This is a genomic window from Pseudomonas sp. PDM27 (assembly GCF_019219205.1).
Taxonomy (GTDB): domain Bacteria; phylum Pseudomonadota; class Gammaproteobacteria; order Pseudomonadales; family Pseudomonadaceae; genus Aquipseudomonas; species Aquipseudomonas laurylsulfatiphila.
Genome location: NZ_JAHUWF010000005.1, coordinates 237761 through 262688, shown reverse-complemented (window position 1 = coordinate 262688; position 24928 = coordinate 237761). Strand labels below are relative to the sequence as shown.

The following is a 24928-nucleotide window of genomic DNA, read 5'->3' as shown; positions in this document are numbered from 1 at the left end:
GAAAGGGAGATCAATCAATGGCTGAAGGGCATTTTATCCGTTTGGGTGACAAGACTACGTGCGGAGGCAAGGTAAAGGACGCCGATACACGCGTCATGATGTATGGCCTCCCCCATGCGTGCGAAGGCGATCCGGTCACCTGCGGCGTGGATGGCCAAACCTACAGGATTGAGGGCGGTATTTCCTACATGGTGAGTCATGGACGATTGGTGGCCGGCACGCTGGACAGTTTCAGCGGTTGCCCTTGCAAGGCGACTCTGATCGCATCGGATTTCACAGGCTCATATGGATCCAGCAGAAGCGCTGCACCGCACGCCGCACGGGCCGTCAGACAACCGTCTGCCCTAGCCACGAGCAACCCGGCAGCCTCGCCATCATCACTCGCGACCGCGCGGAGCAATCCGAAACCGATACCGTTCAATGCATCGGCCCAGGAGCCTGGTTTTTACGTCGTTCCCAAAAGCACCACCCGGGAACAACTTGAAGCCAATCTGTTCACTCTCCGTGACCCGGCGGTGATGGGCAAATTCAAACTGCTCAATCCCAATCTGGGCGACGTCAAAGCCGGCTCGATGATCGTGCTGAGCGACCCGAACAACTACCAGTGCACCCGTGAAGAAGCCTTGCTCATGGACGTGGCAGCCAGGACCAACCAGGTGCTTGAAACGCTCAGCCCGGAAGAGGCGGATTTCATGGTGCAGCACCGTGATGCCATTCAGACTATTTTGGGCTACGGTTCTGGCGCCATTGGTGTCGGCGCGAGCATTTTCAAGAACAACCTGGATAACGTCGGCAATGCCTTGAGGGAAATTGAAGTGTTGCAACAGACGACGCTACAAAGAGATGGGCACCTGCGCTCGCCGGCCTTTTTTGTAGAACGACAGCGTTTGCTTGCACAACTTAACAGCCATATGACGACGCTAACCCGCAAGGGAATAGGGTTTCCTCACCACATTAATCTGAAAAAAATGTTGGGCATCTCTAGCCAAAGCCTTGTCCACCACTGGACCAGTGCCAGTCCTGCCGGGCAAGTACCGGGTTATGCCACCCATCTTGAAGGTGTGGCGAAGGCTTCTAAATACGTCAAATACGGCGGATGGCTGGGCACAGCTGTCGACGGAGGGGCGTCTGCGTTGAAGGTTCAGGATGTGTGTATTGCGGGAGATACCGAAACGTGCGAGCGGGTTAAATTTACTGAAACGGGGAGTTTTACCGGGGGGATCGTAGGTGGCGGAATTGTAGGGGCTGCTCTATCAACCTCAGCTGTCGGCGGGCTTTGTGTTGGGTTGGGTGTACCAACTGGTGGCTTGGGATTACTAGTCTGCAGTATTGTTGTGGTCGGGGCAGGCTCTTTTTCTTCCAGCGCTATTGGAAGTGTTATTGGTGAAAAAATGGGTGAGCGGATTTTCGAGGCCACTCAATGAGCATTAGCGTTGCAGACGCACTATTCCTTGCGTCAGGGTTAATAATTTTCGGTGGGGCACTTGTTGTATTTGGAGTTGCGCTGCACTTGGGCTACACCAAGGGTGATGTACTATCAGAGTATTTCCAAAACAGTTCTCCACTTATAACTGTCTCCGCGCGTGTTGATAAAGGGCTTAGAGGTAAGACGCGATTGGTTTATTCAATATCTAGCGTCGTTACGTTTCCCCGCTTTTTTCTGAAGCGCGGTATGGTCACTGCTGAAGATCTCGACCGCTTCCCCCATGACCTCAGGCGAAAGCTTGTAGTGCTGCAATGGACCCTTCTAGGGGTATTAACCGGCATGGTGCTACTTGGCTTGATAGTGATGTCGGGGATAGTCACGTAACTGCCTCATTCTTCACTCAGCTTCCCGCAATACTGATTGGGAGGACGCTTTACGGATTAACACTATCCTTCAACGGCTTGCCCAGCTTGAACGCAACAGTCTTGAATCTATTTGGTGGATAGGGGGTGCTGCGAACTTTCCGGGCAAGGTCCTAGGACGTTTCCTTCAAAACCTAGCGGTTTTCATGAAGTGGTGCGATGTGCGTTCCGTCGATAGTCTTTGGCGGTCACTGACTATTCAGTGGTGGGGTGTAGGAACCTCTCAAGACCGTTAGAGCTACGTTGGCGTCAATGCCTGGTTTGCGGCCGATTGCATGCGGCCGTAAGATCAGTTGCGGCGGCTATGCGCGGGCACGCTTCGGTGTGGTCGAGTTTTGCTCTAAGGGTCTCGATATTCCTACCCCGTGCATAGCTGCCACCCTAGCCCGTAGGAAGGCTAATGGCAGATCCATTTCTTCCTTAGAGCGTTAAAAATGAAATCCATGCATCCCGACCCACCCTACGAAAAACCAATCCCCCATCCCGATAACCGCTTCATGGCATTGACCAGCAACTGCAACGACATGCCCACCCTGTTCGTCGACACCCTCGCGCCACTCGACATCCTCACCGACGCTGCCAACTACAGAATCCGCGCAGTCACCCAAGTGCTTGAGAACCTGTCCATGCGCGGTTCGATCGAGTGTGAGTCCTTCATCCTCAGCGACTTCGCCTTGCTCTGCGCTATTCCATTGTGCGATGGCTGTGATGTGCTGGATGTGGTTGGGCGGCGATTGCGGGCGGGGCCTTCAGCAGGGGCGTAGGCATCGTCACAAGATCAAGATCAAAAGATCGCAGCCTTCGGCAGCTCCTACAGGTGTCAGATCCATCTGTGCGATCCCTGTAGGAGCTGCCGAAGGCTGCGATCTTTTGACGTTGAGGGCCACTCAGCCCCCAACCCCTGACTTGCCGGCCGGTAAAAGGTAAACTTCCCGGCCTTCGCAGGAGCAACCATGAATTATCGTCACGCCTTCCATGCCGGCAATCACGCCGATGTGTTCAAACACCTGACCTTGACCCGCCTCATCGCCCTGATGTCGCGCAAGGAGCAGCCGTTTGCCTATCTCGACACTCACGCCGGCATCGGTCTGTATGACCTTCAGGGTGACCAGGCCAACCGTACCGGTGAGTATCTGGAAGGCATTGCGCGTTTGTGGGATCAGCCGGATCTGCCGATCCTGACCGCTGATTACATGCAGGTGCTGCACGAGATGAACCCGGATGGCCAGTTGCGCTATTACCCGGGGTCGCCGGAGCTGGCGCGACGTTTGACTCGCCCGCAGGACCGCGTGTTGCTCAACGAGAAGCACCCGGAAGATGGCGTTTTACTCAAGGACAACATGGCCGGTGATCGTCGGGTCAAGGTGCACCTGGGCGAAGGCTGGCATGTGTCGCGGGCCTTGCTGCCGGTGCCGGAGAAGCGGGCGGTGATGTTGATCGATCCGCCGTTCGAGAAGCTCGACGAGATGCAGCGTTGTGCTGCGTCGCTCAAGGAAGCGATTGGCCGGATGCGCCAGACTGTGGCGGCGATCTGGTACCCGGTGAAGGATCAGCGCGCGCTGCGTCGTTTCTACCAGGACCTGGCCGGTACCGGTGCGCCGAAGTTGTTGCGGGTGGAGTTGCTGGTGCATCCACTGGATACGCCGAACAGCCTGAACGGCTCCGGGCTGGCGATTGCCAATCCGCCGTGGGGGCTGGAGGAAGAGTTGCGTGAGCTGCTGCCATGGTTGTCCGAGAAGCTTGGACAGACCCAGGGTGGGTGGCGGATGGATTGGTTGATTGCCGAGTAACAAGCGGCATGATCAAAAGATCGCAGCCTGCGGCAGCTCCTACAGGGTTATTCGTACGCCTGTAGGAGCTGCCGAAGGCTGCGATTTTTTGTTTTAGCGATCAGATCGGGCAGGTCACGCCCGTACCGCCGATCCCGCAATAGCCTTCCGGATTCTTGGCCAGGTACTGCTGGTGATACGTCTCTGCAAAGTAGACGGTCGGGGCCTGGTCGATTTCGGTGCTGATTTCACCAAGGCCGGCCTTGGACAGTTCAGCCTGGTACGCTTCCTTGCTCTTGAGCGCGGCGTCCAGTTGTTCCGGCGAAGTGGCGTAGATCACTGAGCGGTACTGGGTGCCGATGTCGTTGCCCTGACGCATGCCCTGAGTCGGGTTGTGCAGTTCCCAGAACATCGCCAGCAGTTCCTGGTAGCTGACCTTGGCCTTGTCATACACCACCAGCACCACTTCGGCGTGGCCGGTCAGGCCCGAGCAGACTTCTTCGTAGGTCGGGTTCGGCGTGAAGCCGCCGGCGTAACCCACAACAGTGCTGACCACGCCGTCGCGCTGCCAGAAGCGGCGTTCCGCGCCCCAGAAGCAGCCGAGGCCGAAGATCGCGAAGTCGACGTCTTCGAAGAACGGGCCGAGCAAGGGGGTGTCTTTAAACACAAAGTGCTTTTCAGGCAGGGTCATTGCGGTTTCGCGACCGGGTAGAGCTTGTTCTTTAGTAGGGAGCACGTTTTTGTTCACCAGAATTTCCGAGCGCAGAACCATGATCAGTCCTCTCAGTCAGGTTGAGTTGTAAATAAACAGGCTGTCAGTGTGCCCAATGCCGGCCAGATACGCACTACCCTTGTGGGAGCGAGCTTGCTCGCGATGAGGGCATAACTTTCAGCATCAATGTCGACTGATCCACCGCTATCGCGAGCAAGCTCGCTCCCACAGGTTTTGTGTCTGTCAGGCGATTGGGCCACGCGGGTAGCGTTTGAGCTTTTCGATCAGCTCATTGCCCGGGATCGGACGGTCGAACAGGTAGCCCTGGCCGACGTCGCAGCGGTGACGGCGCAGGAACGACAACTGCTCGGCGGTTTCGATGCCTTCAGCCACGACCTTGAGTTTCAGGTTGTGGGCCATGGCGATCACCGCGGAGGTGATTTCCATGTCGTCCTGGTTGTCCGGGATTTCGTGGATGAAGCTTCGATCGATCTTGATGATGTCGATGGGGAATTTTTTCAAGTAACTGAGCGACGAGTAACCGGTGCCGAAGTCGTCCATGGCCAGGGTCAGGCCAAGGCGCTTGAGCTGGTCGAGTTGCAAGTGGGTGTCTTCGGTGGCCTCCAGCAGCAGGCCTTCGGTCAGCTCCAGCTCTAGCAAATGAGCGGGCAGGGCTTCTTCCTTGAGGATGGTGGCGATGGAGGCCACCAGGTCCGGATCGGAGAATTGCTTGGGCGACAGGTTGATCGCCACTTGCAGGTTGCCCAGGCCGGCGGCAGTCAGCGCTTTACTCATGCGGCAGGCCTGACGGGCGATCCATTTGCCGATCGGAATGATCAGGCCGGTTTCTTCGGCGACGCTGATGAACTGATCCGGGCGGATCATGCCCTTTTCCGGATGATCCCAGCGCAGTAATGCTTCCATGCCCAGCAAGCGACCGCTGCGCAGGCACAGCTTGGGCTGGTAGAACACGTCGAGTTCGTTCTGGGTCAAGGCGCGGCGCAGGTTGTTTTCGACGAACAGCTTGTAGCTGGCCTCGGCGTTCAGCGCTTCAGTGAACACCTGCACCTGATGTTTTCCATTGGCCTTGGCCTTGTGCAGCGCCAGCCCGGCGTTGCGCATCAGGGTTTGCGGGTCGCGCCCGTGCAGCGGCGCGCAGGCCAGACCCACGGAACCCGTGACGCTGATCAACTGGTTGTCGACGAACATCGGTTTGTCGAGGGTGGCCAGCAACTGATTGGCCACTTGCTGACCCATCGTGAGGTCGCTGTTGTCCAGCAACACGGCGAACTCGTTACTGGCGAATCGCGCCAGGCTGCCGCTCGGGATCAAGCTGTTGCGCAGGCGTCGGGCCAGGCTGATGAGCAATTTGTCGCCAGTCTGGTGGCCGAGGCTGTCGTTGATCCGCTTGAAGTTGTCGATATCCACCAGCAACAGGCTGATCGGCGCGTCGCTGTCCCGGGCGAAGCGTTCATCGAGGTTGCGGATGAACGCCGGGCGGTTGCCGAGATTGGTCAGGTTGTCGGTGTAGGCAAGGCGCTCGATACGCTGCTGAGCGAGCTTGGTCTGGGTGATGTCTTCATAGATGCCGATGTAGTGGGTCAGCTCGCGGTTGTCGCCATAAACCTTGGAAATCGACAGCTGGCCCCAGTAGGGTTCGAGGTTTTTCCGGCGGCTCTTGAATTCGCCCTGCCAACTGTTGCTCTTGGCCAGCGCCGAAGGCGCGTCGAACAGCAGTTCGCTGAGGTTCTCCAGGGCCGGCAGTTCCGACAGGCGCTGACCGTGCACTTCTTCGGTGGAGTACTGAGTGATTGCGGTGAAGCTCGGGTTGACGTACTCCACCACACCGTCGCAGTTGACCAGCAGAAAGGCGTTGGCACTTTGCTCGACCGCACGCTGAAACAGGTGCAGGGCGCTGGTAGCGGTTCGCCGGTTGTGGTTGCTGATGACTTGGGCAAACTGGTCGGCCAGTTCGCCGGCGAAGGCGATTTCATCGGACTGCCAGGCACGGGTTGCACCGATTTGCTCCAGGCACAAGACGCCAACCACCTGGCCATCGACACGGATGCTGGCGTCGAGCATTGCGTTGACGTCGCGCGGACGCAGGCTTTCGGCCATCTCCCGGGTGCGCGGATCGCGCATGGCGTTATGGGCGTCGATGGCACGGCCTGTGTGCAGGGCGTCGAGGTAGTCGGGGAACACGCTGGCGTCGATCGGCTGCGGCAGCAGGTATTCCTGATTCGTGCGGTGATAGGCCGAAATCGGTACCAGCATCGAGCCTTCGAGGCTCCACAGGCTGGCGCAGTCGATTTGGTAAATGTCGCAGGCGCTGCGGGTGATCAGCTCGGCGGCTTCGCGCAAGGAGTTGTTGCTGCTGTAGCGCTGACGGGTAAGCAGCAGGATCAAATCCTGCTGGGCACGTACCCGGTCCAGATGCAGCAGTTGCTCCTGCTGGGCGCGCTGATTGAGCTCCAGGGCGATTTGCAGGCGCGAGTTCTGGGTTTCCAGGTCCAGGGCCGGCTGCAGCGGGTCATCCTCGAACAGGCCGTCAATCACCAACAGGTAGCCGCGCAACAGGTGACGATTGTGCTGTTTGTAGGCTTCCCCTAGTTCCAGCAGATTCAGGGAGCCAGAGGCCGTATGCAGGGTGTAGCGGATCAGGTAATGCGTGCTTTGAGACAGCTGTTGCTGGACCGCATCATGAAGTTGATAGCGCGCTTCCGGCTCCATCAGGCTGGCGTAGGGCGAACCCACCAGTGCGCACAGCTCCACGGCTGGCAGGCCGAACTGGCGTTCGCAATTGGGATCGAGAAACAATAGCGCCCAGCTGGGTTCATTAAGCCGTTCGAAACGCAGCATGCCGAGCCGCGAGGGCACAGGCAACTGCGTCACTACCTCGGCCACCATACGGCTGGCGGCATCGGGTTGGCTTTTCATGGAGGGAAACTCGCTTCGAATATGCTGAACGCGCCGGGCTCACGCCCTCTTTACTGTTGCCTGCGGCAAGGTTGCATCATTGCGACACCGACTGACAAGAGAGATGAAGGCTAAGTGCTATAAGAATATGTCGGCAGGCGCGAAGATTTCTGCAGTTTCCGGAAAAAGTATGGCTATTGATCAGATCACGGGCTTGGAGGCCGTCTCGAAGACCGTGATTTTTTGACATCAACGCAAATGAATGCGCGTCGTTTGCAGTAACTTGCCATCCCGATCGTGGTAATTCACCTGAATGCGCTCTGCGTCGATGACCAGGTGCGCGAAGTTATCCTGGCTGATGACTTTGCCGGTCAATTCCTGCCGATATTCGCCAGCGGCGTTCCCTGCCAGCGGCCGGTCGAGGATAAAGCTGGATTGACCGGCATAGGGCAGCAGTTTGGTGTTGCACAATGGCGACGACACGATGGTGTGCACTTCGAAGTCAGGGTCTTCGCTGTGGGTCAGTCGACTGGTCAGGGAGGCGTGGATGTCACCGGAAACGAAAATGACATTCTTCAGCCGGTGTGAACGAATGAACTCCAGCAACCGCAATCGTTGCCCGGGAAAACCGGCCCAGGCGTCATTCCCATCCTGTTTGGCGTCGGGAAAGAACATCACACTGGTAACCACCAGCTTGACCCGTGCGGTGCTGTTGATCAGCCATTGGCACAAGGCATGTTCCTGTTCGACATCAAGCATGCGTCGATCATCGGCGGACAAGTTGCGCCGGGTGCGACTATCGGTGATGAACCATTCGATATCTCCATCGGTGAACTGATACCAGTAGTGATTCGGAATCCGGTCGAGCCGGCCATCGTCAAGTAATTCAAATGCCGGGCTGTGGCTGGCTTGATATAACTCATATGCAGTGATGGCGTTTTTGTATAACACCTCATCGGCCGAACTTTTCTTGTTTGGCCAGTTGTCTTTAATTTCATGATCGTCGAGGATCATGTAAGTCGATACGTTGGCCATTAACCTGGAAATATGCGGCTGGGAGAAAGCCGCACGGTATTTTGCGAGTATTTGCTGATACTCGCGGTCAGGCGCAAAAAAATTCAAGTCGTCGGCATAGATCTGGTCGCCAGTCATCAGTATTGCGCTGACTGGTGGGTTGGCTTGCGTTGCCAGTTGAGCCATCGAGGCAAATATCCGGTCACCCTGTTGTGGTGCCGACGGGATGCCAGCGGTCATCCGCAGGTAACGACATGAGCCGACGAAATAGGCTCGTGGCGTACCCGCCGCGCCGGACCGGGTGCGCAAACGATAGAGCTCTTGTGGCCATTGCAGCGGCAGTTTCTGCAGCGAATCCGCGGTGTGCTCGGTACTCTGGGTGCTGAACCAGCCGGCCTGGTATTCGTACTCGGTATCGGCTGCCAGGTTATTGAGAGCAATGACATCGGACATGTCCTGCAGGTTTGTCAGCCTTGCAAAGACACTGTTAAGCCATTGTTCATGCCCGGACTGCCGATAACGAATGCCGGCAAATACGGGTGCACTGTTTTGCGTTTCGCCGCGTACAAAAATACGCGCGTGATTAGTTGTTGTGTGGCCAATAATCGGGCCGACAGTTGGTTTTATCATGTTTGAGTCCATTCGCTGCCAGTTAATCAGGAAGTTGGTTGTTCGAATGTAATGGGGTATTCAGCCAAGACTAATTATTTGGCCTGAATAAATACCTGGCAGAAATGGATTCAAGTTGTGGGCAATAGCAGCCACAAATGTAGGAAGGTGTTTAAACAAGAACTTCAGGCAAAAAAAAGCCCCGCCAAATTGGCGGGGTTGAGGTACGAGCGTGGCGCTCGGAAACGTGGAACGCGACCGGCCCTCCGGTGAAGGAGGGCCGGTCGGTATTACAGGAGCATGGTGCGGATGTCGCCCAGCAGGTCGCTCAGACGCTTGGTGAAGCGTGCAGCAGCGGCGCCGTTGATCACACGGTGATCGTAGGACAACGACAGTGGCAGCATCAGTTTCGGCTGGAAGGCTTTGCCGTCCCAGACTGGCTGGATGGTGGCCTTGGAAACACCGAGGATCGCCACTTCCGGCGCGTTGACGATCGGCGTGAAGCCGGTGCCGCCAATGTGCCCGAGGCTGGAAATGGTGAAGCAGGCGCCTTGCATCTCGTCCGACGAAAGCTTCTTGGTCCGGGCTTTTTCGGCCAGGGAAGCGGCTTCGGCAGCCAGTTGCAGCAGGCTCTTCTGGTCGACGTTCTTGATGACCGGTACCAGCAGGCCATCCGGGGTGTCGACGGCGAAGCCGATGTTCACGTATTTCTTGCGGATGATCGCCTTGCCGCTCGGTGCCAGCGAGCTGTTGAAGTCCGGCAGTTCCTTGAGCAGGTGCGCGCAGGACTTGAGCAGCAACGGCAGGACGGTCAGCTTGACGCCGGCCTTCTCTGCAACGGCTTTCTGGGCAACACGGAACGCTTCGAGTTCGGTGATATCCGCCGAATCGAATTGCGTCACGTGCGGCACGTTCAGCCAGCTGCGGTGCAGGTTGGCAGCACCGACCTGCATCAGGCGGGTCATCGGCACTTCTTCGATTTCACCGAAGCGGCTGAAGTCCACGACCGGAATCGGCGGGATGCCCGCGCCACCGGTTGCGCCAGCAGCAGCGGCCGGTGCTTTCTTGGCCTTCTGCATCATGGCCTTGACGTAAACCTGCACGTCTTCTTTCAGGATTCGGCCGTGCGGACCGCTGGCGCCGACGGCGCTCAGCTCGACGCCGAATTCGCGGGCCAGTTGACGCACGGCAGGGCCGGCGTGAACTTTTGCACCCGGCTTGGCAGGAGCGGCAACCGGGGCAGCAACAGGTGCGGCCGCGGCAGGAGCAGCAGCGGCTGGAGCCGAAGCAGCAGCGCTCGGAGCAGCAGCGGCAGGTGCCGGTGCAGCAGCCGGGGCAGCGCCTTTGACTTTCAGCTTGAGGATCAGGTCGCCGGTGCCGACTTCGTCATCAAGCTTGATGGAAACGCTTTCCACCACGCCAGCGGCTGGCGATGGAATTTCCATGCTGGCCTTATCGGATTCCAGGGTGATCAGCGACTGGTCGGCCACAACAGTGTCGCCGGCCTTGACCAGGACTTCGATGATCTTGGCCTTGCCCGACGAACCGATGTCCGGAACGTGGATGTCCTGGACGCTGTCGGCAACCGGTGCAGCCGGAGCTGCTGCAGGTGCAGGCGCAGCGGCAGCAGCTGGAGCGGCAGCCTGGGCCGGGGCGGCAGCCGGTGCCGCAGCACCTGCCACTTCCAGATCCAGGATCAGGTCGCCGGTGCCGACTTCGTCGTTGAGCTTGACGCTGATGGCCTTGACCACGCCAGCGGCAGGCGACGGGATTTCCATGCTCGCCTTGTCGGATTCCAGGGTGATCAGCGACTGATCAGCTGCGACGGTGTCGCCGACCTTGACCTGGATCTCGATGATCTGGGCCTTGCCCGACGAACCGATGTCCGGCACGTGCACTTGCTGAACGCTGGCGGCAGCCGGCGCAGCAGCAGCAGCAGGAGCGGCAGCGGCAGCAGCAGGAGCAGCAGCCGGCTTGGCTTCAACCTTGGCCGCCGGCGCAGCGGCAGCCGCAGGGGCTGGCGCAGCAGCACCTTCGACTTCCAGCTCCAGCAGTTCGTCGCCTTCTTTCAGGCGATCGCCCAGCTTCACTTTCAGGCTCTTGATGATACCGGCCTTCGGCGCAGGCACTTCCATGCTCGCCTTGTCCGATTCCAGCGTCAGGATGCTCTGGTCGGCTTCGATACGGTCGCCGACCTTCACAAACAGTTCAATTACTTCACCTTCACCGCTGCCGATGTCAGGTACGCGAATGAGTTCGCTCACAGAATCTCTCCTCAGCAGTCCAGTGGGTTGCGTTTTTCCGGGTTGATACCGAACTTGGCGATGGCCTCGGCCACAACCTTGGGTTCGATGTCGCCACGGTCAGCCAGTGCTTCCAGGGCTGCCAACACCACGAAATGACGGTCGACTTCGAAGAAATGACGCAGTTTCTTGCGGCTGTCGCTGCGGCCGAAACCGTCGGTGCCCAGGACTTTGAATTCCTTGGACGGTACCCACTGACGGATCTGCTCGGCGAACAGTTTCATGTAGTCGGTAGAGGCGATGACCGGACCCTTACGGCCGTTCAGGCACTCTTCGACGTAGCTCAGCTTAGGCTTCTGGCCAGGGTGCAGACGGTTGCTGCGCTCAACGGCCAGGCCGTCGCGACGCAGTTCGTTGAAGCTGGTAACGCTCCACACGTCGGCGCCGACGTTGAACTCTTCACGCAGGATCTTCGCGGCTTCACGGACTTCACGCAGGATGGTGCCGGAGCCCATCAGCTGAACGTGGTGCGCCGCTTCGCGGTTGTCTTCCTCGAGCAGGTACATGCCTTTCTTGATGCCTTCTTCGGCACCGGCCGGCATGGCTGGCTGTTGGTACGACTCGTTCATCACGGTGATGTAGTAGAAGACGTCCTGTTGCTCTTCGGTCATCTTCTTCATGCCGTCCTGAATGATCACCGCCAGCTCGTAGCCGTAGGTTGGATCGTAGGTGCGGCAGTTAGGGATGGTGGCAGCCAGCAGGTGGCTGTGACCGTCTTCGTGTTGCAGGCCTTCACCGTTCAGGGTGGTACGGCCGGCGGTGCCGCCGATCAGGAAGCCACGGGTGCGGCTGTCGCCAGCGGCCCAGGCCAGGTCGCCGATACGCTGGAAACCGAACATCGAGTAGAAGATGTAGAACGGCAGCATCGGCTGGTTGTGGCTGGAGTACGAAGTACCGGCAGCGATGAAGGAGCTCATGGCGCCTGCTTCGTTGATGCCTTCTTCGAGGATCTGGCCTTTCTGGTCTTCCTTGTAGAACATCACCTGGTCTTTATCGACTGGCTCGTAGAGCTGGCCGACGGAGGAGTAGATGCCCAACTGACGGAACATGCCTTCCATACCGAAGGTACGGGCTTCGTCCGGGATGATCGGCACGATGCGCGGGCCGATTTCCTTGTCCTTGACCAGTTGCGCGAGGATCCGCACGAAGGCCATGGTGGTGGAGATTTCGCGGTCGCCCGAACCGTCCAGGATCGCCTTGAGGGTGTCCAGTGGCGGAGTCGGGATGTTGAAGCTCTTGGCGCGACGCTGTGGCACGAAGCCGCCCAGTGCGGTACGGCGCTCGCTCAGGTAACGGGCTTCGGCGCTGCCTTCTTCCGGTTTGAAGAACGGCAGGTTTTCCAGCTCGTCGTCCTTGACCGGGATGTCGAAGCGATCGCGGAACAACTTCAGGCTGTCGACATCGACTTTCTTGGTGTTGTGCGCAGTGTTTTTCGCTTCACCGGCACCGGTGCCATAACCCTTGATGGTCTTGGCCAGGATGACGGTCGGTTGTTCTTTGTGGTTGACCGCTTCGTGGTACGCCGCGTAGACCTTGTACGGGTCGTGGCCGCCACGGTTGAGCTTCCAGATCTCGTCGTCGGACAGGTCTTCAACCATCGCCTTGAGTTCCGGCGTGTTGAAGAAGTGTTCACGTACGAACGCGCCGTCTTTGGCTTTGTAGTTCTGGTACTCGCCGTCGATGACTTCGTCCATGCGGCGTTGCAGGATGCCGTCGACGTCCTTGGCCAGCAGTGGGTCCCAGAAACGGCCCCAGATGACTTTGGTCACGTTCCACTGAGCACCGCGGAACACGCCTTCGAGTTCCTGGATGATCTTGCCGTTGCCGCGAACCGGGCCGTCGAGGCGCTGCAGGTTGCAGTTGATGACGAAGATCAGGTTGTCCAGCTTCTCGCGGCCGGCCAGGGAGATCGCGCCCAGGGATTCCGGTTCGTCGCACTCGCCGTCGCCCAGGAAGCACCAGACTTTCTGTTTGCCTGGCTGGATGAAGCCGCGGTGTTCCAGGTACTTCATGAAGCGTGCCTGGTAGATCGCCTGGATCGGGCCCAGACCCATGGATACGGTCGGGAACTGCCAGAAGTCAGGCATCAGCCAAGGGTGCGGGTAGGACGACAGGCCCTGACCGTCGACTTCCTGGCGGAAGTTGTTCATCTGGTCTTCGGTGATGCGGCCTTCCATGAATGCGCGGGCGTAAACGCCTGGCGAGGTGTGGCCCTGGAAGTAGATCAGGTCGCCGCCGTGTTCGTCGGTCGGGGCCTGGAAGAAGTAGTTGAAGCCGATGTCATACAGGGTCGCACTGGAAGCGAAGCTGGAGATGTGACCGCCGAGGTCAGAATCTTTCAGGTTCGTACGCATCACCATGGCCATCGCGTTCCAGCGTACCAGCGAGCGAATGCGGCGTTCCATGAACAGGTCGCCAGGCATGCGTGCTTCGTGGGTAACGGGGATCGTGTTGCGGTAAGGCGTGGTGATGGCGTAAGGCAACTGCGAACCGCTGCGGGTCGCCAGTTCACCCATACGGGTCATCAGATAGTGAGCACGGTCTTCGCCTTCTTTGTCGAGAACCGATTCCAGGGCGTCCAGCCATTCCTGGGTTTCGACGGGATCGAGGTCTTGCATGGCTTGCTCCAGGGCGGAAAGGCTACCAGAATCGGTTGCCTGAGTTAGCGACTGGCCTTGTGGGCAGACGTTATGAATTCTTGGATTGCCGACAGGTTGTTCCGGCGGCGTGTAGTTTTACTACAAATCTTCCGGCATTTCAGCCCGTCTAATGTATATACGAGTAGTAAAACTACAGATGAGCGGCTTGTGGCCCCCGGCTGCGTTGTGAGAATAATCGTTAAGGTTGGTCTTTTTCCAACTACAAAAGGTAAAAGCTTGATGCTGGCTGCCAAAATAAAAGAAATTTCAGCTATTTCTAACTTTTGTTCGACACTCCCTCAGGTAGTGGGTTTTCGAAAACCACTACATGCAGTCCGTTGTACGCCGATCAAGGATAGACCATGAGCCTCCCTTCGCTTGCCGAACTGCCCGCCATTCTCCAGCCGTTTGTCACCCGCGCCGAGCAGTCGTTCCGGGCTGCCGTCGCCACTCTGGACGATGATCACGGGCTGTCTGCCTGGTCGCCAGAGCGCTGGGCGCAATTTGCCCGCGTCACCGCCGCCAGCGATTTCGTGATTGAACAGTCTGTTCGTGACCCTTTGATGTTGCTGCAGCTGGTGCAGTCCGGTGAACTGGACCGCAGCTACGCGCCCGGTGAATTGTGCGCGCAGATCGCGGCCGCCGTGAGCACGGCCGAGACCGAAGATCTGCTGGGCCGTGCCCTGCGCCGCCAGCGCGCGCGCCATCAGGTGCGGATCATCTGGCGCGACCTGACCCGCCAGGCCGATTTGATCCAGACCTGCCGCGACCTCTCGGACATGGCCGATGCCAGCATCGATCAGGCCTATCAGTGGTTGTACGTGCGGCATTGCCAGCAGTTCGGCGTGCCGACCGGGCGGCGCAGCGGCGAGCCGCAGCAGATGGTCATCCTCGGCATGGGCAAGCTCGGTGCCGTGGAGTTGAACCTGTCTTCGGACATCGACCTGATTTTCGCCTATCCCGAGGGCGGCGAAACCGTCGGTGTGAAGCGCGCGCTGGATAACCAGGAATTCTTCATTCGTCTGGGCCAGCGGCTGATCAAGGCCCTGGACCCGATGACCGTCGACGGCTTTGTATTCCGCGTCGACATGCGCTTGCGCCCCTACGGTTCGGCGGGCGCGCTGGTGCTGAGCTTCAATGCGCTGGAGCAGTATTACCAGGACCAGGGTCGCGACTGGGAACGCTACGCGATGATCAAGTCGCGGGTGGTGGCCGGCGACCAGGTGGCTGGCGCGCAACTGCAGGACATGCTGCGGCCGTTCGTTTACCGGCGTTACCTGGACTTCTCGGCCATCGAAGCGCTGCGCACCATGAAGCAATTGATCCAGCAGGAAGTGCGGCGCAAGGGCATGGCCGACAACATCAAGCTCGGTTCTGGCGGTATTCGTGAAGTCGAGTTCATTGCCCAGGCGTTCCAGCTGATCCACGGCGGCCGCGATCTGAGCTTGCAGCAGCGCCCGCTATTAAAGGTGCTGAGTACGTTGGAAGGTCAGGGTTATCTGCCGCCGGCTGTGATCAGCGAGCTGCGCGAAGGCTACGAATTCCTGCGTTACACCGAACACGCGATTCAGGCGATCGCTGACCGCCAGACGCAAATGTTGCCCAGTGGCGAGCAGGATCAGGCGCGCATCGCCTTTATGCTGGGTTTCGCCAACTGGACGGCGTTCCACGAACAACTGATGTATTGGCGTGGCCGCGTAGCCTGGCACTTCGGGCAGGTGATCGCCGATCCCGACGAAGAGCAGGGTGCCGAAAGCGAAGTGGTGGTCGGCGGTGAATGGTTGCCGCTGTGGGAAGAAGCTCAGGACGATGAGGCCGCATGCCGCCAACTGGAGGAGGGTGGTTTCAAGGATGCGCCCAAGGCCTTGAACGCCCTGGCCGGCTTGCGCAGCAGTCCGCAATTGCGGGCGATGCAGCGTCTGGGACGCGAACGTCTCGATGCGTTTATTCCGCGCTTGCTGGCGCAGGCCGTGGAGCATGCCAATCCGGATCTGGTGCTGGAGCGCGTGCTGCCGCTGGTCGAAGCCGTGGCCCGTCGTTCCGCATACCTGGTGCTGCTGACCGAGAACCCTGGCGCCTTGCGGCGTTTGCTGACGCTGTGTGCCGCGAGCCCGTGGATCGCCGAGCAAATCACCCGTTTCCCGCTGCTGCTCGACGAATTGCTCAACGAAGGTCGACTGTTCAAGCCGCCACTGGCACCAGAACTGGCCGCCGAGTTGCGCGAGCGCCTGACGCGGATTCCCGAGGACGACCTCGAACAGCAAATGGAAGCGCTGCGTCACTTCAAGCTGGCGCACCGCTTGCGGGTGGCCGCCTCGGAAATCGCTGGCAGCCTGCCGCTGATGAAAGTCAGCGACTACCTGACCTGGCTCGCCGAAGCGATCCTGGAGCAAGTGCTGGCATTGGCCTGGCGCCAGACCGTGGCCAAGTACGGCACGCCCCTGCGCAGCGATGGCACCTTGTGCGATCCCGGCTTCATCATTGTCGGTTATGGGAAAGTCGGCGGCCTGGAACTCGGGCATGGTTCGGACCTGGACCTGGTGTTCATCCACGACGGTGATCCGCAAGCTGAAACCGATGGGCCCAAACCCATCGACGGCGCGCAGTTTTTCACCCGGCTGGGGCAGCGGATCATTCACCTGCTGACGGCGCAGACCAACTCCGGGCAGTTGTATGAAGTGGACATGCGCCTGCGGCCGTCCGGTGCGTCGGGATTGCTGGTGAGTTCTTTGGGGGCGTTTGCCCGTTATCAGGAGAACGAAGCCTGGACCTGGGAGCATCAGGCGCTGGTGCGGGCGCGGGTGCTGGTGGGCAGTCAGGATGTCGGCCAGGCCTTCGAGAAAGTCCGTGCCGCGATATTGGGCAAGACGCGTGATTTGCCGACCCTGCGCCAGGAGGTCAGCGAGATGCGCGCCAAGATGCGCGATAACCTCGGCAGCAAGAGCACGGCGGCCGGCACCGGGGCAAATGCCTTCGAAGCCACGGCGCCGTTCGATATCAAGCAGGATGCCGGAGGTATCGTCGATATTGAATTTATGGTGCAATACGCGGCCCTGGCGTGGTCCGAAACACACCCGCCATTGCTGCGCTGGACCGATAACATCCGCATTCTGGAAGAACTGGAGCACGAAGGGCTGATGCCTGTCGAAGATGCCAGTCTGTTGCGTGAAGCGTATAAAGCGTACCGTTCCGCCGCCCACCGACAGGCTCTGCAGAAGAACCCGGGGGTGATACCGGCCGACCAGTTCACGGACGAACGGCAGCAGGTCATGCGGATCTGGCGTGAGCTGGGGCTAAACTGACACGGGATTTTTGATACGCCCGATACCCCTGTGGGAGCGAGCTTGCTCGCGATAGCGGAGGCACAGTCACCATTGATGTTCGGATGTGACGCCCTCATCGCGGGCAAGCCCGCTCCCACAGTAGATCTGCAGTGTCATGCCGATCGAAGTACACCAATACCCAATGTGGGAGCGAGTCTGCTCGCGATAGCGGAGTGACAGTCGACAGCAATGTTGAAGGTGATGACCCATCGCAAGCCAGCATGCTCCCGCAGAGATTCTCGAGGCGGGGAGGCGTAGGCCTCCCCGGTTCGTTTATGGAAACCACATGAAAATTCTGATCGTTGGGCCCAGTTGGGTCGGTGACATGGTGATGGCGCAGACACTTTTCCAGTGTCTCAAGCAACGCCACCCGCAGTGCGAAATCGACGTGCTGGCCCCCGAGTGGAGCCGGCCGATTCTTGAGCGCATGCCCGAAGTTCGCCGGGCCTTGAGCTTTCCGCTCGGTCATGGCGTGCTGGAGTTGGCGACGCGCCGGCGCATCGGCAAATCCCTGGCCGGCCAGTACGACCAGGCGATCCTGTTGCCCAATTCCCTGAAGTCGGCGCTGGTGCCGTTCTTTGCCGGCATCCCGAAGCGCAGCGGCTGGCGTGGCGAATTCCGCTATGGCCTGCTCAATGACGTGCGCGCGCTGGATAAGGATCGTTATCCGCTGATGATCGAGCGCTTCATGGCCCTGGCCTTCGAGCCGGGCGTCGAGTTGCCGAAACCCTATCCGCGTCCGACGCTGCAGATCGACCCGGTCACCCGCGAGGCGGCACTGGCCAGGTTCGGCCTGACCCTCGACCGCCCGGTGTTGGCCCTGTGCCCCGGCGCCGAGTTCGGCGAGTCCAAGCGCTGGCCGTCCGAGCATTACGCCAAGGTCGCCGAAACGAAGATCCGTGAAGGCTGGCAAGTCTGGCTGTTCGGTTCGAAAAACGACCACGCGGTGGGCGAAGACATTCGCGCGCGGCTGATTCCCGGCCTGCGTGAAGAGTCAGTGAACCTCAGTGGCGGCACCTCGCTGGCCGAAGCCATCGACTTGATGTCCTGTGCAGATTCGGTAGTGTCCAACGACTCCGGCCTGATGCACGTCGCCGCCGCGCTGAACCGCCCGCTGGTTGCGGTCTACGGCTCGACGTCGCCGGGTTTCACGCCACCGTTGGCCGAGCACGTGGAAATCGTACGCCTGGGCATCGAGTGCAGCCCGTGCTTCGATCGCACCTGCCGTTTCGGTCATTACAACTGCCTGCGCCAACTCATGCCGCAAGCGGTGAACGACGCCTTGCAGCGGTTGCAAGGCACTGTGGTCGAGGTCAAATAGCTTGCGGGTTCTGTTGATCAAGACGTCTTCGCTGGGCGACGTCATTCATGCGTTGCCGGCGTTGACCGACGCGGCGCGGGCGATTCCCGGCATCAAATTCGACTGGGTGGTGGAAGAAGGCTTTGCCGAAATCCCGACCTGGCATCCGGCGGTGGGCAAGGTGATTCCGGTGGCGATCCGTCGCTGGCGCAAAAATATCTGGCAGACCATCAAGAGCGGTGAGTGGAAGCGCTTCAAGCAAAGCGTTCGCGCCACGAAATACGATTTGGTGATCGACGCCCAGGGCTTGCTGAAAAGCGCCTGGCTGACCCGTTACGTCAAGGCACCGGTGGCCGGCCTCGATAAAAGCTCGGCGCGCGAACCCATCGCTGCGCGCTTTTACAATAGGCGTCTGGCCGTTGCCCGCGGGCAGCACGCGGTGGAGCGAGTGCGTCAGTTGTTCGCCATCGCGTTGGGCTATGACTTGCCCAAAGGCATGGGTGACTACGGTCTGAATGTCGAACGCCTGGTGGAGTTGCCGCGCAAGAACCCGTACGTGGTGTTTCTGCATGGCACGACCTGGGACACCAAGCACTGGCCTGAAGCTTACTGGCGCGAGCTGACCGAACGGGTCGGCTACCTGGGCGTCGGGGTCAAGTTGCCTTGGGGCAATGCGCAGGAGAAAGCCCGGGCCGAGCGCATCGCTGCCGGTTTCAAGCACGCCGAAGTGTTGCCCAAATTGAACCTGGCCGGTGTCGGCAAGGTGCTGGCCGGCGCGCAAGCCTGCGTGGCGGTGGATACCGGCCTGGGCCATCTGGCTGCCGCGCTGGATGTGCCGACGCTGTCGCTGTTCGGTCCGACCAATCCGGGCCTGACCGGCGCCTACGGCAAAGTGCAGATTCACCTGGCCAGCGACTTCCCGTGTGCGCCGTGCCTGCAAAAGAAATGCACCTATCAACCGACGGCCGAAGATGCCCGTCAATTTGACCTGAAACGCGAGTGGCCCCTGTGCTTCACGCGTCTGAACCCCGAGCGTGTCGCCAGCCGACTGAGCACGTTGTTAATGGCTGAGGAGCTGCGCTGATGCAATTGGCATTTGTCCTGTACAAATATTTTCCGTTCGGCGGCTTGCAGCGCGATTTCATGCGCATTGCCCTGGAGTGCCAGAAGCGCGGCCATCAGATTCGCGTCTACACGCTGATCTGGGAGGGCGACGTACCGCCGGGTTTCGAAGTGCTGGTGGCACCGGTCAAGGCGTTCTTCAACCATCGACGCAACGAAAAACTCAGCGAATGGATGGAAGCCGACCTGGCCAAGCGCCCGGTCGACCGCCTGATCGGCTTCAACAAGATGCCGGGCCTGGACGTCTACTACGCCGCCGACGGCTGCTTCGAAGACAAGGCGCAGAACCTGCGCAACTCGCTGTATCGCCGTTGGGGCCGCTATCGCCACTTCGCCGAATACGAGCGCGCGGTGTTCGCCAAGGATGCGAAGACCGAAGTGTTGATGATTTCCGAGGTCCAGCAGCCGCTGTTCATCAAGCATTACGACACACCGCTGGAGCGTTTCCACCTGCTGCCACCGGGTATCGCCCAGGACCGTCGCCGACCGGCCGATGCCGATGACATTCGTGCAGGGTTCCGCGCGGAATTCGATCTCAAGGACGACGAACTGCTGCTGGTGCAGATCGGCTCCGGGTTCAAGACCAAGGGTGTCGATCGCAGCCTCAAGGCACTGGCGGCATTGCCTGCCGAGCTGAGGAAGCGCACCCGGCTGTTTGTAATTGGCCAGGATGACCCCAAGTTATTCCAGATGCAGAGTGCGACATTGGGGTTGGGCGACAACGTCACGTTCCTCAAGGGCCGTAGCGATATCCCGCGTTTCCTGTTGGGTGCCGATCTGTTGATCCACCCGGCGTACAACGAAAATACCGGCACCGTGCTGCTCGAAGCACTGGTGGCCGGCTTGCCGGTGTTGGTGAGCGCGGTGTGCGGTTACGCCCATTACATCGCCGAGGCCGATGCTGGCCTGGTGTTGGACGAGCCCTTCGATCAGGCACAGCTGACGCAATACCTGACCGGCATGTTGAACGACGCTCAAGCAAGGGCGGCCTGGAGCCGCAATGGTCTGGCCTTCGCCGAAACGGCCGACCTCTACAGCATGCCGCAACACGCGGCCGATGTGATTCTGGCGGAGCACGCTTAAATGAAGTTGATGCTGGCTGAACCGTTCAAGAGCCTCTGGGCCGGACGCGACCCGTTCGCCGAAGTCGAGGGGCTCAAGGGCGAGGTGTACCGCGAGCTGGAAGCACGCCGGACATTGCGCACGGAAGTCGACGGCAACGGGTTTTTCGTGAAAATCCACCGTGGCATCGGCTGGGGCGAAATCTTCAAGAACCTGCTCACGGCCAAGCTCCCGGTACTGGGTGCCGGCCAGGAGTGGAAGGCCATTCAGCGCCTGCAGGAAGTCGGCGTGCCGACCATGACCGCCGTCGCGTATGGCGAGAAGGGCAGTAACCCGGCCGACCAGCACTCGTTCATCGTTACCGAAGAGTTGGCGCCCACCGTTAGCCTCGAAGACTTCAGCGTCAACTGGGTCAAGCAGCCGCCCGAGCCAAAGCTCAAGCGCGCGCTGATCGCCGAAGTCGCACGCATGACCGGCATGATGCACCGCGCCGGGGTCAATCACCGCGACTGCTACATCTGCCATTTCCTGCTGCACACCGACAAACCGGTGACCGCTGACGACTTCAAGCTTTCGGTGATTGACCTGCACCGCGCCCAGACCCGTCCGACAATCACCTCGCGCTGGCGCAACAAGGATCTGGCGGCCCTGTACTTTTCCGCCCTGGACATCGGCCTGACCCGCCGCGACAAATTGCGTTTTCTCAAAGGCTATTTCCAGCGTCCGCTGCGGCAGATCCTCAGTGAAGAGGCCGGTTTGCTGGCATGGCTCGATGGCAAGGCCAACAAGCTCTACGAGCGTAAACAGCGATACGGGGATGCGCTCTGATGTCGGGTTGGAAACTGGAGCCGGCCTACAGCGATCTGGCCGATGACTTTGGCAGCCTTGAGGCGGTGTTTGCGCTTCAGGGCGAGCAGTTGACCAAGGACCTGCTCTCCGAGGTCATTCGTGTTCAGCGCAATGGCGTCAACTATTACGTCAAGCGCTACGTGGGTGCCGGCAAAGGCTTGCGGCGTTACCTCGGCAAGCCTCGGGTGAAGATGGAGTGGCAGAACCTCAAGCGCTTCGCCAAGTGGGGCATTCCCACGGCCGAAGTGGTGGCCTGGGGGCTGGAGCGGCGCGGTGCGGCCTACGCTCGCGGCGCGATGATTACCCGGGAACTGCCGCGTACCGAAGACTTGTCGGCACTGGCCGAGCGACGCGATCCGAAATTGTCGGACCGCGCCTGGGTCGATGCCGTGAGTCGTCAGTTGGCCCAGTACACCCGGACCATGCACGACCACCGTTTCACCCATAATGATCTGAAGTGGCGCAACCTGCTGATCGACGATGAGGCTCGACTGTTTCTGATCGATTGCCCCAACGGCGATTTCTGGCGCGGTTTCTGGCTCAAGTACCGCATCACCAAGGATCTGGCGTGCCTGGACAAGGTTGCCAAGTATCAACTGTCGGCTACCCAGCGCCTGCGCTTTTACCTGCAATACCGCAACCGGACCCGGCTCAACGCCGCGGACAAGAAACGTATCCGGCACGTGGTGAGATTTTTCGAGGGACGCGAATGACTGATTTTCTGGCCGCTGAAGACCGTGCGCTGCTTGAGCGCCATGGTCTCGGCACGTTCGAGGCACTCTGGGCCAAACAGCTCGATGCGGTGGACGAACCCAACACCGGTCGCGGCGGCTGGAGCAGTGTGTTTCGGCTGGATCTGGAAGGTCATGGCTACTACCTCAAGCGCCAAAGCAACTACCTGACCCGCACCTTGCGCGCGCCGTTCGGCGAGCCGAGTTTTGCCCGCGAGTTTCGCAACATCTCCCGTTACCGGAAGATGGGCATTCCGGCGCTGGAAGCGGTGTTCTACGGGCAGCGCAAGGTCAATGGCGAAGTCCGCGCGATCCTGCTGACCCGCGCCCTGGACGGTTGGGACGACCTCGACTCGCTGTTGCAGCGCTGGGCTCAATTGAGCCCTGAGCAGCACTCGGAAATCCTCAAGGCCAGTGGCGAACTGGCCCGGCAACTGCACGCTGCACGCCAGGTGCACGGGTGTTTCTATCCCAAACACATTTTCATGCGTGCCACCGGCCACGGCTACCAGGCTCAGTTGATCGACCTGGAAAAGACCCGGCCGCTGCTGTACGGGCAGCGTGACCGAATCAAGGACCTGGAACCGCTGACGCGCCGCGCGCCCGAGTGGGGCGAATCGCAGCTGCGGCAATTGCTGGCGGCCTATCTGGATCAGCCGCAGGACAGCTCCCTGATCGACAGCTGGCTGCAGCGCTTGACCGCACGGCGCAGCCAAAAGGGGCCTCGTTGATGCGTTTGTCCGAATTGAAATCCGCTGGCCGCCATCCGGCATTGCCGCTGAGCGTTACGCTGGCCGATGCCGCCGGTCCCGCCGATTTGCAGCTGTTGAGCCTGTTGCGGGTATTGCCGGGGCAGCGTTATGTCGGTGCGGGTGTCTGGCGCGGCCGGCCGGTGTTGGCCAAGTTGCTGGTCGGCAGTAAGGCCGCACGGCATTTTCAGCGTGAACTGGACGGCGTGCGCCTGCTCTCCGCCCAGGGCCTGACCACGCCGCAGTTGTTGGCCGATGGCCTGAAAGACGGCGAGGGTGGCTGGCTGCTGTTTGATTTCCTTGAGCATGCCGAAAGCCTGGGCGACACCTGGAAGCAGGTTGAGCAGCAGCCCGTACTGTCCGATGGACAAGGGGCGGTGCTGGCCGAGGCGTTGGGCGCGATCGGTCAGATGCATCGCAAGGGCCTGTGGCAGGAAGACCTGCACCTGGACAATCTACTGCGCCAGGGTGGCCGCCTGTACCTGATCGATGGTGCCGGTATCTGCAGCGAGACGCCTGGCCAGCCGCTGTCGCGGCAGAAAGTCCTGGAAAACCTCGGGGTGTTCTTCGCCCAGTTGCCGAAGTCGATCGAGCCCTTCATTGAAGAGTTGCTGGTGTATTACCTGCTCAGCAACGGCGAACACGCCTTGCCCATGGAGGCGCTGCAGAAGCAGATCGACAAGGTCCGCAACTGGCGCCTCAAGGACTACCTGATCAAGGTCGGTCGCGAGTGCACGCTGTTCAGCGTCCGGCGCGGGGCCTTCGAACTCCGGGCGATTCGCCGCGAGGAAGAGGCGTCGATGGTGCCGGTGCTGGAGCGGGCCGATGCCTTGCTCGATCAGGGGCATCTGTACAAGACCGGCGGCGCGGCGAGCGTTGGCAAGGTCGAGGTGGATGGCCGCACGCTGGTGATCAAGCGCTACAACATCAAGGGTTTTGCCCACTGGCTCAAGCGTTTCTGGCGCCCGAGCCGGGCCTGGCATTCGTGGCGCGAAGGCAATCGCCTGGCGTTCCTCGGGATTGCCACGCCCAAGCCACTGGCGTTGCTGGAGAAGCGTTTCCTGTGGCTGCGCAGCCGGGCGTACCTGATCACCGAGTATCTGCCGGGGCCGGACATCATCGAGCGTTTTGCGCCCTATGTTGAAAGTGGTGACGCACCGCAGGCCGAACTGGCGGCGCTGGATCATCTGTTTGCCGAGCTGATTCGTTTGCGTATCAGTCATGGCGACTTCAAGGGCCATAACCTGTTCTGGCAGCAGGATCGCTGGGCGTTGATCGACCTCGACTCGATGTGCCAGCACGGCTCGCTCGGCAGCTTCGCCCCGGCGTATGCCAGGGATCGCGCGCGGTTCATGCGTAACTGGCCTGAAGGCAGTGCCCTTTATCAGGTCATTGATCAGCGTCTTCCCAAAGATATCTCCAGCGCGGCCTGAATCCTTTTCGCGAGCAGGCTCGCTCCCACAGGGATTTCTGAACGACCGGAACCACTGTGGGAGCGAGCCTGCTCGCGAAGGGGCCGGAACTGCCAACCGAGAAAACAGGCAGGTTCTTGTGAACCGTCCTACGCGATCTTGGGAAGCCATGAACTGTGGCCGAAATCGCCCCGATGCTAGTTTGCCTGACGTTCTCGGAGGTCAGGCTGTGACGATCAAAATGGCAGTTTCATCGGGTGTTTTATCCGTGTCGCTAATGGGCTGCGGGACCGCCGCTACGGTCCTCCAGGATGAAGCCGAAGCAGCGCACGGGCTGCGCAGGCAAAAGACCTATTGCCAGTCCATTCCCCGGGTCTATAGCGGCCTCGCTTATGACTTCTGCGTACTGAACGCACCGCCCGATCCCACGGGTATCCTCGTCCCGCTCATTTTGCTCGACCTGGCCCTGTCCGGCGCACTGGACACCGCCGCCTTGCCCTACACGATTTACCGGCAAAGCGTGGACGGCAATATCGTCGTCTACTGGCGCCCTTCGCGCGGTTAAAAGTA

General features: G+C 60.0%; 17 protein-coding genes. 12 read left to right on the top strand and 5 right to left on the bottom strand.

All coding sequences use genetic code 11. The features are described 5' to 3' along the window. The first annotated feature begins 17 nt into the window (after positions 1–17). From KW838_RS13370 to KW838_RS13360, 3 genes are all read left to right on the top strand, one after another. On the top strand, positions 18–1424 hold the full coding sequence (locus KW838_RS13370) for a PAAR domain-containing protein (RefSeq protein WP_218501300.1): 1407 nt from the start codon (positions 18–20) through the stop codon (positions 1422–1424). An 858-nt stretch (positions 1425–2282) separates the two neighbouring features. Further along, on the top strand, positions 2283–2612 hold the full coding sequence (locus tag KW838_RS13365; RefSeq protein ID WP_218501299.1) for a hypothetical protein: 330 nt from the start codon (positions 2283–2285) through the stop codon (positions 2610–2612). A 189-nt stretch (positions 2613–2801) separates the two neighbouring features. Next, positions 2802–3638: a 23S rRNA (adenine(2030)-N(6))-methyltransferase RlmJ gene (locus KW838_RS13360; RefSeq protein ID WP_007971823.1), complete on the top strand. Its 837-nt coding sequence runs from the start codon at positions 2802–2804 to the stop codon at positions 3636–3638. A gap of 100 nt (positions 3639–3738) precedes the next feature. Here KW838_RS13360 and msrA read toward each other — a convergent pair whose 3' ends face one another. From msrA to aceE, 5 genes are all read right to left on the bottom strand, one after another. After that, positions 3739–4389, bottom strand: coding sequence for a peptide-methionine (S)-S-oxide reductase MsrA (msrA, locus tag KW838_RS13355; RefSeq protein ID WP_007971822.1), 651 nt, complete (start codon positions 4387–4389; stop codon positions 3739–3741). A 183-nt stretch (positions 4390–4572) separates the two neighbouring features. After that, positions 4573–7266, bottom strand: coding sequence for a bifunctional diguanylate cyclase/phosphodiesterase (locus tag KW838_RS13350; RefSeq protein WP_102698620.1), 2694 nt, complete (start codon positions 7264–7266; stop codon positions 4573–4575). Between the two features lie 228 nt (positions 7267–7494). Then, positions 7495–8889, bottom strand: a complete 1395-nt coding sequence (locus KW838_RS13345) for an alkaline phosphatase D family protein (protein WP_218501360.1) — start codon at positions 8887–8889, stop codon at positions 7495–7497. Between the two features lie 269 nt (positions 8890–9158). After that, positions 9159–11132, bottom strand: coding sequence for a dihydrolipoyllysine-residue acetyltransferase (gene aceF, locus KW838_RS13340; RefSeq protein WP_218501298.1), 1974 nt, complete (start codon positions 11130–11132; stop codon positions 9159–9161). Between the two features lie 11 nt (positions 11133–11143). After that, on the bottom strand, positions 11144–13789 hold the full coding sequence (gene aceE, locus KW838_RS13335) for a pyruvate dehydrogenase (acetyl-transferring), homodimeric type (RefSeq protein WP_015093183.1): 2646 nt from the start codon (positions 13787–13789) through the stop codon (positions 11144–11146). 383 nt (positions 13790–14172) lie between these two features. On the opposite strand from aceE, the gene glnE reads away from it, so the two are divergent. From glnE to KW838_RS13290, 9 genes are all read left to right on the top strand, one after another. Then, positions 14173–17112: a bifunctional [glutamate--ammonia ligase]-adenylyl-L-tyrosine phosphorylase/[glutamate--ammonia-ligase] adenylyltransferase gene (glnE, locus tag KW838_RS13330; protein WP_102698623.1), complete on the top strand. Its 2940-nt coding sequence runs from the start codon at positions 14173–14175 to the stop codon at positions 17110–17112. A gap of 307 nt (positions 17113–17419) precedes the next feature. Then, positions 17420–18454, top strand: coding sequence for a lipopolysaccharide heptosyltransferase II (gene waaF / locus KW838_RS13325; protein ID WP_218501297.1), 1035 nt, complete (start codon positions 17420–17422; stop codon positions 18452–18454). Between the two features lies 1 nt (position 18455). Continuing rightward, complete coding sequence (waaC, locus tag KW838_RS13320) at positions 18456–19517, top strand: lipopolysaccharide heptosyltransferase I (RefSeq protein WP_007971808.1); 1062 nt, start codon at positions 18456–18458, stop codon at positions 19515–19517. Further along, on the top strand, positions 19517–20638 hold the full coding sequence (locus KW838_RS13315) for a glycosyltransferase family 4 protein (protein ID WP_103397336.1): 1122 nt from the start codon (positions 19517–19519) through the stop codon (positions 20636–20638). Before waaC ends, KW838_RS13315 begins: the two co-directional genes overlap by 1 nt. Then, on the top strand, positions 20639–21445 hold the full coding sequence (gene rfaP, locus KW838_RS13310) for a lipopolysaccharide core heptose(I) kinase RfaP (RefSeq protein ID WP_218501296.1): 807 nt from the start codon (positions 20639–20641) through the stop codon (positions 21443–21445). Continuing rightward, complete coding sequence (locus KW838_RS13305) at positions 21445–22179, top strand: lipopolysaccharide kinase InaA family protein (protein ID WP_007971805.1); 735 nt, start codon at positions 21445–21447, stop codon at positions 22177–22179. Before rfaP ends, KW838_RS13305 begins: the two co-directional genes overlap by 1 nt. Beyond that, on the top strand, positions 22176–22928 hold the full coding sequence (locus KW838_RS13300) for a lipopolysaccharide kinase InaA family protein (protein WP_015093189.1): 753 nt from the start codon (positions 22176–22178) through the stop codon (positions 22926–22928). Before KW838_RS13305 ends, KW838_RS13300 begins: the two co-directional genes overlap by 4 nt. Next, positions 22928–24379, top strand: a complete 1452-nt coding sequence (locus KW838_RS13295; RefSeq protein WP_218501295.1) for a lipopolysaccharide kinase InaA family protein — start codon at positions 22928–22930, stop codon at positions 24377–24379. The genes KW838_RS13300 and KW838_RS13295 overlap by 1 nt, the downstream gene beginning before the upstream one ends. 208 nt (positions 24380–24587) lie before the next feature. After that, complete coding sequence (locus KW838_RS13290; protein WP_218501294.1) at positions 24588–24923, top strand: YceK/YidQ family lipoprotein; 336 nt, start codon at positions 24588–24590, stop codon at positions 24921–24923. The last annotated feature ends 5 nt before the right edge of the window (positions 24924–24928 follow it).